This is a genomic window from Staphylococcus sp. 231237_7MaSpsaltlick (genome assembly GCF_043107035.1).
On sequence record NZ_JBICNX010000472.1, the window covers coordinates 1 to 255 of the forward strand.

General features: G+C 33.3%; 1 rRNA gene. It reads left to right on the forward strand.

Features of this window, described 5'->3' with window-relative positions:
* Positions 1 to 52 (forward strand): 16S ribosomal RNA (locus ACF91D_RS32395); the annotation flags it as partial.
* Positions 53 to 255: the final 203 nt, after the last annotated feature.

The following is a 255-nucleotide window of genomic DNA, read 5'->3' on the forward strand; positions in this document are numbered from 1 at the left end:
GAAGTCGTAACAAGGTAGCCGTATCGGAAGGTGCGGCTGGATCACCTCCTTTCTAAGGATATATTCGGAAACATCTTCTTACGAAGATGAAATAGGAATAACATTGACATATTGTATTCAGTTTTGAGTGCTCATTGGAGTATTCATTGCATTATTTTGTACATTGAAAACTAGATAAGTAAGTAAAATTTATGATTTTACCAAGCAAAACCGAGTGAATTAGAGTTTTTAAACAAGCTTTGAATTCAAAAAGAA